The organism is Verrucomicrobiota bacterium (genome assembly GCA_016871675.1).
In the GTDB taxonomy this organism is placed as follows: domain Bacteria; phylum Verrucomicrobiota; class Verrucomicrobiia; order Limisphaerales; family VHCN01; genus VHCN01.
This window is the reverse complement of sequence record VHCN01000102.1, coordinates 1-7,834: the sequence shown is the minus strand read 5'-3', so window position 1 is coordinate 7,834 and position 7,834 is coordinate 1. Positions and strand designations below refer to the sequence as shown.

General features: G+C 65.6%; 6 protein-coding genes. 1 reads left to right on the top strand and 5 read right to left on the bottom strand.

The features are described from left to right. Positions 1-390: 390 nt before the first annotated feature. The gene (locus FJ386_14575) at positions 391-2,238 is read left to right on the top strand and encodes a YgiQ family radical SAM protein (protein ID MBM3877914.1); all 1,848 of its coding nucleotides are present in this window, start codon (positions 391-393) and stop codon (positions 2,236-2,238) included. 7 nt (positions 2,239-2,245) lie between these two features. Here the strand turns inward: FJ386_14575 and FJ386_14570 are convergent, their stop codons facing one another. The 5 genes from FJ386_14570 to FJ386_14550 form a co-directional block, all read right to left on the bottom strand. After that, the gene (locus FJ386_14570; GenBank protein MBM3877913.1) at positions 2,246-3,163 is read right to left on the bottom strand and encodes an N-acetylneuraminate lyase; all 918 of its coding nucleotides are present in this window, start codon (positions 3,161-3,163) and stop codon (positions 2,246-2,248) included. 93 nt (positions 3,164-3,256) lie between these two features. Beyond that, positions 3,257-4,051 (bottom strand): deoxyribose-phosphate aldolase, encoded by a 795-nt coding sequence (gene deoC, locus FJ386_14565; protein ID MBM3877912.1) that lies wholly within the window; start codon positions 4,049-4,051, stop codon positions 3,257-3,259. Positions 4,052-4,162: 111 nt separating this feature from the next. Further along, complete coding sequence (locus FJ386_14560; GenBank protein ID MBM3877911.1) at positions 4,163-5,077, bottom strand: sugar phosphate isomerase/epimerase; 915 nt, start codon at positions 5,075-5,077, stop codon at positions 4,163-4,165. Positions 5,078-5,152: 75 nt separating this feature from the next. After that, positions 5,153-6,325 (bottom strand): Gfo/Idh/MocA family oxidoreductase, encoded by a 1,173-nt coding sequence (locus tag FJ386_14555; protein ID MBM3877910.1) that lies wholly within the window; start codon positions 6,323-6,325, stop codon positions 5,153-5,155. 20 nt (positions 6,326-6,345) lie between these two features. Further along, entirely contained in the window at positions 6,346-7,611 is a 1,266-nt protein-coding gene (locus FJ386_14550) for an MFS transporter (protein ID MBM3877909.1), read from the bottom strand. Positions 7,612-7,834 lie beyond the last annotated feature (223 nt).

Below are 7,834 nucleotides of genomic sequence, written 5' to 3'. Positions count from 1 at the left end.
CGGGCGGCCGGCTCAAGGGCGGGCGCGCGCTCGACTACAAGGACAAGCCCGACCGCCAGCTCTGCCGCCTTTTCCTGTCCATGATGGACAAAATGGACGTGCGCCCGAAGACCTTCGGCGACGCAAAGTCACCCTTGGAAGAAGTGTAGAGATGGTTGAGCCAGGTGGGCTTTCACGTCACGGCAGACCCGGAAGGCAGACCGCCGGATCGAGCCCCTCCGAGTCGCTTCGCTCTGCTCGGTCCGTCAGGACAATTGCAGCGCGATTCCACCCACCGGCGTCGGTGTTCACTTGGACACGGCTTCTGCAAGGTGCCAACCAATCCGGAATAGTCTGCAAAAAATCCGGCTGCGGTCGGTCATCGGTTCCAATTCCATCCTTTGCTTCGCGATGCTCGTTCGCGCACTCTCGCAATCTGACATGGCGACCACATCGCGCAAAAGCACACGAGGTTCGCCCGCCGGCCCGGCGGGCTTCCTGCCGGTGTCGCGCGCCGAGATGGACGCGAAGGGGTGGAGCGAGCTCGACATCCTCATCATCACCGGCGACGCCTATGTGGATCATCCGTCTTTCGGCGCGGCGATGATCGGGCGCGTGCTCGAGGCGGAGGGCTATCGCGTCGGCATCGTCGCGCAGCCGGACTGGACGAAGGTCGAATCCATCCAAGTCATGGGCGCGCCGCGGCTCTTCGTCGGCGTCACCGCGGGCAACCTCGACTCGATGGTGTCCAACTACACCGCCGCGCGGCACAAGCGGAAGGAGGACGTCTACAGCGAGAACGGCACGCCCGGCAACCGCCCGAATCACGCCGCCGTCGTTTATTCGCAGATGGCGCGGCGCGCGTTCCCCGGCGTGCCGGTCGTGCTCGGCGGCATGGAGGCGAGCATGCGCCGCGTCGCGCACTACGATTATTGGGAGGACAAGTTGCGCCCGTCCATCATGGCCGACACCAAGGCCGACCTCCTCGTCTTCGGCATGGGCGAAGTGGCCGCGCGCGAGATCGCGTCGCGGTTGAAGGCCGGCAACAACGACCTCGGCGGCATCCGCGGCACGACGATGTTCCTGGGCGCGAAGGCCACGGCGGCGGCGGACTTCAAGGACTGCATCATTCTGCCGTCATGGGAGGACTTGCAGGCGGACAAGAAGCACTTGATGCGGCTGACGAAAGTGGTCGAGGCGCAGCAGACGCCGTATTGCGGCAAGCGCCTCGTGCAGATGCATGGCAACCGCGCGGTGCTGCAGGAGCCGCCCGCGTTTCCAGTGGACGGCCCCGATCTCGACGCCCTCTACGAGCTGCCTTTCATGCGGCTCGCGCACCCGAGCTACACGGGCAAGGTGCCCGGATTTGCGACCATCAAGGATTCGGTGATCGTGTCACGCGGCTGCGCGGGCGGCTGCACTTTTTGCGGGCTGGGATTTCATCAAGGCAAGTTCCTCTCGAGCCGGAGCGTGGACTCGGTGATGAAGGAGATTCGCACGATGACCAAGTCGGATTCCTTTCGCGGCACCATCGCCGACCTCGGCGGGCCGACGGCGAATCTTTACGCCGCGCAGAACGGCCACGTGGATGCGTGCAAATCGTGCCACCGCCCGAGCTGCCTATGGCCGACGATCTGTCCGCACTTTGGCATCAACGAACAGCCGCAGCTCGACCTCCTGCGCGGCGCGCGCTCGCAGCCCGGCGTGAAGCATGTCTTCGTGCAATCCGGCATCCGCATGGACGTCGCGCTTCGCACGCCCGAATACACGCGCGAGTTGGTGCAAAATCACGTCAGCGGCCACATGAAAGTCGCGCCCGAACACACGCATCCGGAGGTGCTGCGCCGCATGCGGAAGCCCGCCGGCGACTTCCCGGCGTTCATGGAAAAGTTTTTCGAGCTCAGCGAGGAAGTCGGCAAGGAGCAGTATCTCGTGCCGTATTTCATCTCCAGCTTCCCCGGCTGCACCGACGAGGAAATGGGCGCGGTGGAGAAGTTCCTGAAAGGGGAAAAGTGGAACCTGCAACAGGTGCAGGACTTCATCCCGCTGCCAATGACCGGCTCGGCGGCGATGTATTACACGGGGCTCGACATCAACAGCGAGAAGCCCATCCCCGTCATCCGCAACGCGGGCGACCGCGAGCGGCAGAAGCGCATGCTGCGCCCGAACCCGGTGCATGCGGGGCGTCCAGTCGGCAGCCGGCGCAGCGGGCCGACGCGCGACGATGAGCCCGGGCCTCAACTCGACACGGTGGATTGAACCACGGTCAGCGCCCGACCCAGTTGAAGAAGCCGAGTCGCTCGAGGTCCGCCCGAAGTGACGCTTGCTGGGCCGCGTCGAGGCTGGCATTCGGCAGGCGAGCGGGTCCGACATCCACGCCGAGCATTTTCATCGTCGCCTTGGCCGCGCCCAGGTAGCCGCGCGAGGCGAGCAGCGCGATCAGTTGCACCGACTGGAATTGCGCATCGCGCGCGGCCGGCATGTCCCCCCGCGCGAAGGCCGCGATGACCCGGTGGTAAACCGGCGCGGCGAAGTTGTAGCTGCTGCCCACCGCGCCCGTCGCGCCCAGCGCGAGCGCGGCCAGCAGATACTCATCGCAGCCCCACGGCACGCTGAACGCCCCGCCATCGAATCGCAGCGTCTGCTGAAACATCATCAGGTCGGCGTTGGTGAACTTGATGCCCGCGAGATTCGGGATTCGGTCGCGGGCCTGGGCGAGGAACTCCGGCATCGGCAGCGTGAAACCGGTGAGCGCCGGGATGTCGTAATAGAAGAACGGCAGTTCGGGACAGCCATCCGCAATCTCCGCGCAACAGTCCACGAGCGCCGCGACGGAGCGCGGCTTGAAGTAACTCGGCGCAAGCGCGGACACGGCGGCCGCGCCAAGCTCCTGCGCTTGCGACCCGAGCGCGCGGGCGTCGGCAAGGCAGTTCGCGCCGACGTGGACGATGACCTTCAAGGCGGAGCCGCGCGTGACTTCCATCCAGCGGACTGCGAGCGCGCGGCGTTCCTCGACGGTGAGCGAATGGCTTTCGCCCGTGCTGCCGCAGATGAATGCGAACTTCACGCCGCTTGCAGACAGATGCGCCGCCTGGGTCTCGACGATGGGCAGGTTCAACGAGCCGTCCGCGAGGAACGGAGTATGAGTCGCGGCGACGAGACCGTGGATTGGAAAGGGTTTCATTGAGCGCAATCGCGCGCGGATTCAGCCTCATTCCCCGGCCGGAATCAACATGGTTGTCGGGTGAGCAGGAGGTCGACGTGGCCGGGTTGAGCTTCAATACCCGCCGGTTCCGATCGAACTACCCGCCGGATCAGCACCTTGCCCGGACGTCCCGGCTGCTTCGCGCCGCCGGTATTCGCCGAGCATCGCGGCGGTCGCCGTGGCGCCGCAGCGAGTCGCGCCGAGGTCGCGGACTTTGATGAGCCCGTCAAGGTCACGCACGCCGCCCGCGGCTTTGACCTGCACTTTCGCCGAGACGCTTGCACGCATGAGCGCGAGGTCATGCTCGGTGGCGCCCCTGTAGTTGTAGTTGCCGTCGGGCTGTTTCACGAATCCGTAGCCTGTCGAGGTCTTCACCCAGTCCGCGCCCGCTTGCTCGGAGACGACGCACAGCATCTGTTTGAGGGCGTCACTGTCCATGCCGGCGCCGCCCCTGGCGAGGTAGTCGTTCTCGAAGATCACCTTCACCTTGGCACCGTGCCGGTGGGCCTCTTCGCACACGGCTGAGATGTCGTTGGCCACGTAATCCCAGTCGCCGGTGAGCGCCTTGCCGATGTTGATGACCATGTCGATTTCCGACGCGCCGTCCTGGCAGGCGAGCCACGTCTCGTATCGCTTCGCCTCCGTGGAGGAACTGCCGTGCGGAAACCCGATGACCGCGCCGACGAGCACGCCGGTGCCCTTGAGCAACTGCGCCGCGCGTTTCACGAAGTAGGGTTTGATGCAGACCGACGCGACCTGATACTTCGCCGCGAGCTTGCAGCCTTCCTCCAATTCGCTGTCGGTCATCGTCGGGTGCAGCAGCGAGTGGTCAATCATCTTGGCCAGTTCGTCGTAGCTGTGTTTCATGCGGCGGGGAGCATTGACGCAAAGACGCGAAGCCGCAAAGGCGAAAGAGATTCCGGCCGAACCGTCCTTTGCGGCACTGTGTCGTTGCGTCGGAAGCACACCGTCCGGCCATCATCCGAAATACGGCCGCAAGATGCTGCCCGCGACCACCACCGCGCGCTTCCTTCCTTCGAGCGACTTGCCGAAGGCCGGGTCTTCCACCTCGATGCACACGGGGCCGCGATAGCACGTCGCCGTCAGCGCGGCCATGAACTTCGCCCAGTCCATCTCGCCGTAGCCGGGGATGCGCGGCGTGTGCCACTCGTTCGGGTGCGCGAAGACGCCGACCTCGTTGAGGCGGTCGCGGTGCAGGTTCACGTCCTTCGCGTGGACGTGGAAGAGCCTGGACTGGAACTCACGCAACGGGCTGGCCGGGTCCATGTGCTGGAGCACGAAGTGCGACGGGTCGTAGTTCAGTCCGAAGTGCGCCGAAGGGATGTCGCTGAACGCGCGCCGCCAGATCGCGGGCGTGGTGAACAGGTTTTTCCCGCCCGGCCACTCGTCCTTGGTAAAGGACATCGGGCAGTTCTCGATGCCGATGCGGATGCCGTGGTCCGCGGCGAACGCGATCAGCGGGCGCCACGTCTTGAGGAAGCGCGGCCAGTTGTCGTCCACGCTCTTCGTCCAGTCCCGGCCGACGAAGGTGTTCACGGTCTTCAACCCAAGCACGGACGCGGCCTTGATGACTTTTCGCAAGTGGCCCACTGCGACCTTCGACACCGAGGGGTTCGGGTCGAGTGGATTCGGATAGTAGCCGAGCGCGGAGAGCGAGACACCGTGCCTCGAGCAAAGCGTGTGAACCGCGCCGGCGTGGTCGCGGTCAAAGCCGTCCACGTCAATGTGCGTGACGCCGGCGAACTTGCGCTCGGCCTTGCCGACGGGCCAGCACATCGCCTCGACGCACGCAAAGCGCTCCGCCGCGGCGAAGGCGAGCACTTGATGGAGGTTGAGTTCGGGAAGGATGGCGGAGACAAAGCCGAGTTTCATAATGTTGGACCGCTCATCGGCGCTCATCGGCGCCGGTGTATGACCGGGATTGGTGCCGCTTGGCGAGGGTGCGTGTCAAACGTTGACCCACTGCCTTGCCCGGCTGCTCTTCAGCACCGCTTCGCAGAGCTTCACCTCGTGATGGCCGTCTCCGGCGGTGGCGAACAACGCGGGCGACTTGCGTCCGCTGGCGATGTGCTGATAGACCGCGCGGCAGTGCATCTTGTGGCTGTCGGGAAAGCCCTCCGGATGGCCGCCGGGATAGTCGGTGAATCCGGCGACGTCCTCGCTGAAGCCGGCGGTGCCGCGCTGGAGAGTCTGGTTCGGCTCGTCGCGGCGGCCGACGAGGATTTCATCCGGTTGCTGCAGATCCCAGCGCACGCTGCCCTTGGTGCCGTAGATGCCGAGCGCGAGGCTGCATTTCCAGCCCGCGGCGACTTGCGAGATGGAGGCGTTGGCGTGGACGCCGCTCGCAAAACCATGCTGCGCCTTGCCGAAGCGCAGCAGCACGGAGCCGAAATCCTCGGTGTCGCACTTGTAGGGCAGCATCGTCCTGGGGTCCACCTTCGCAAAGGTCTGCCGTTCGCCGCGCGGGCGGTGGCGGGTCTTGTGGAAGGTCTCCAAATGCGCGAACACGGACTCCGCGCGCGCGCCGAGGATGAAACTCACGGCGTCAATCCAGTGCGTGCCGATGTCGCCGACGGCGCGGAGCTTGCCGCCCTCGCTGGCGAGCAGGCGCCAGTTGTAATCGGTCGCGTGCAGCAGCCAGTCCTGAAAGAAGTGGCCTTGCACGTGGATGATTCGCCCGAGGTCGCCGCGTTGGACCATCGCGCGCATCTGAAGCACGGCGGGGAAGAAGCGGCACATGTAGTTCACCGCGAACACGGGCGAGCCCTTCTTCCTCGCGGCGGCAACGACCTTTGCAGTTTCCTTCGCCGTCATCCCGAGCGGCTTCTCGCAGACGACGTGCTTGCCCGCTGCGAGCGCGGCGAGCGACTGCTCGACGTGGACTTTGTTCGGCGAGGTGATGTGCGCGACGTCCACGTTCGGCGACGCGAGCATCGCCCGGTAGTCGTAGTCGCCAAAGACCTCGGGGATGCCCCACCTCTCCGCGGTGGCGCGGGCGTTCTTCGTCGAGCCGCAGATGGCGGTGACTTGCACGCCGAGCCGTTTGAGCGCCTCGATGTGCACCGGGCCGATGAAGCCCGTGCCGATGACGCCGGCCCGCAAAGTGTGGAGCGGTTGCATGCGAAGGTCTCGACGCGCGGTCACCCGAGCTTCTTCGGCCGGATGAGCAGCACGAGCACGACGGAGACAAGCGCGGTGGCGGCGAAGACGCCGAAGATGAGGTTCAGCGGCACCTTGGCGTCGCGCAACGCGCCGAAACCCCAGTCCGCGAAGCCGCCGCAACTGATGCTCACCATGTTCATGCAGCCGTAACCCGTCGCACGCAGCTCGGGCCGGACGATTTGCGAGAGGATGGGCATGTTGTTGCAGTCGAAGAATCCCCATCCTGCGCCGAACACGATGAGGAACACGATGGCCCACTTGAGCGAGTCCGCGCCCACGTTGCTCACCACCACGCCCACGCCGAGCATCGCCGGGATGATGAGGCCCATGCCGATGGCGCTCACGTAGATGCGCCCGCGCTCGCTGCGGCGCATCCACCGGTCGGCGAGCCAGCCGCCGGCGATCGCGCTGAAGATGGCCGCGCCCTGCCACCACACCACCGCGCTCACGCCGGCGATGCCCTGCTTCAAGTTGAGTTCCTTCGCTAGAATCGCCGGCATCCAGTCGCGCACGACCCAGCCCGCCATCGCAGGCAGCGTGAAGTAGAGCACCAGCAGGATGAACGCGCCGTTCGTGGCGAGTTCCTTCGCCGAATCGCCGAGCGACCTGTGACGCGCGGCCGTCGGCGAATCGGAGTCCTTGACCCGCGGCGTGTCGCGCAGCAGCCACAAGAGCGGCAGCGCGTAAAGCACGCCGACGATGCCCGTGATGTCGAACGCCCAGCGCCAGCCCAGGCCCGGCGCGTCCGCCACGTAGCCCGCGAAACTGCCGGTGATCACGCCCGAGTAGATGCCGATCTGATGCAAGCCCACCGCGCGTGACCGGGTGCCGGCCGCGTGGTAGTCCGCGATCATCGCGAGCGCCGCGGGAATGTAAAACGCCTCGCTCACGCCCATCAGCGAGCGCGTCCACAGAAGGCCGTCGTAAGTCGTCACGCGGCCCGTGGCCCACGTGATCGCGGACCAGACGAAGAGGCTCGAACAGATCGTCCACCGTTTGCTGAAGCGGTCCGCAATCCAGCCACCGACGGGGCTGAAAATCGCATACACCCACTTGAACTGGCCGAGCATCATGCCCCAGTTCGCCTCGCTGCCGATGTCGGTGATGTCCTTCATCACCGACAACTTCATCGCGGCAATCATCTGCCGGTCGAGGTAGTTCAGCAGCGCGACGGGAAAGAGCAGCGCGACCACGAGCCATGCGGTGCGGAGAGCGGAGGGGGAATGCGGGGATGCTGTCACGATGCGAAGCGCATTCCAGCGCGTGGCTTCATGCGCCGCAGTCTGCCGCAATCACCGCGCGCTGCGAAGCATTTCCTTCCGACGACGCCCGGCTCACTTCGCGGCGGGCGGCGGTGGGACATCCAGCCATTTCCACGACGTCAGTTCATGACCTGCATTGCCGAGCTTTCGCCACACGACGGCTTCGGCTAGGCGAGGCTTTCCAGCGTCTAACACGCGGAGAGTC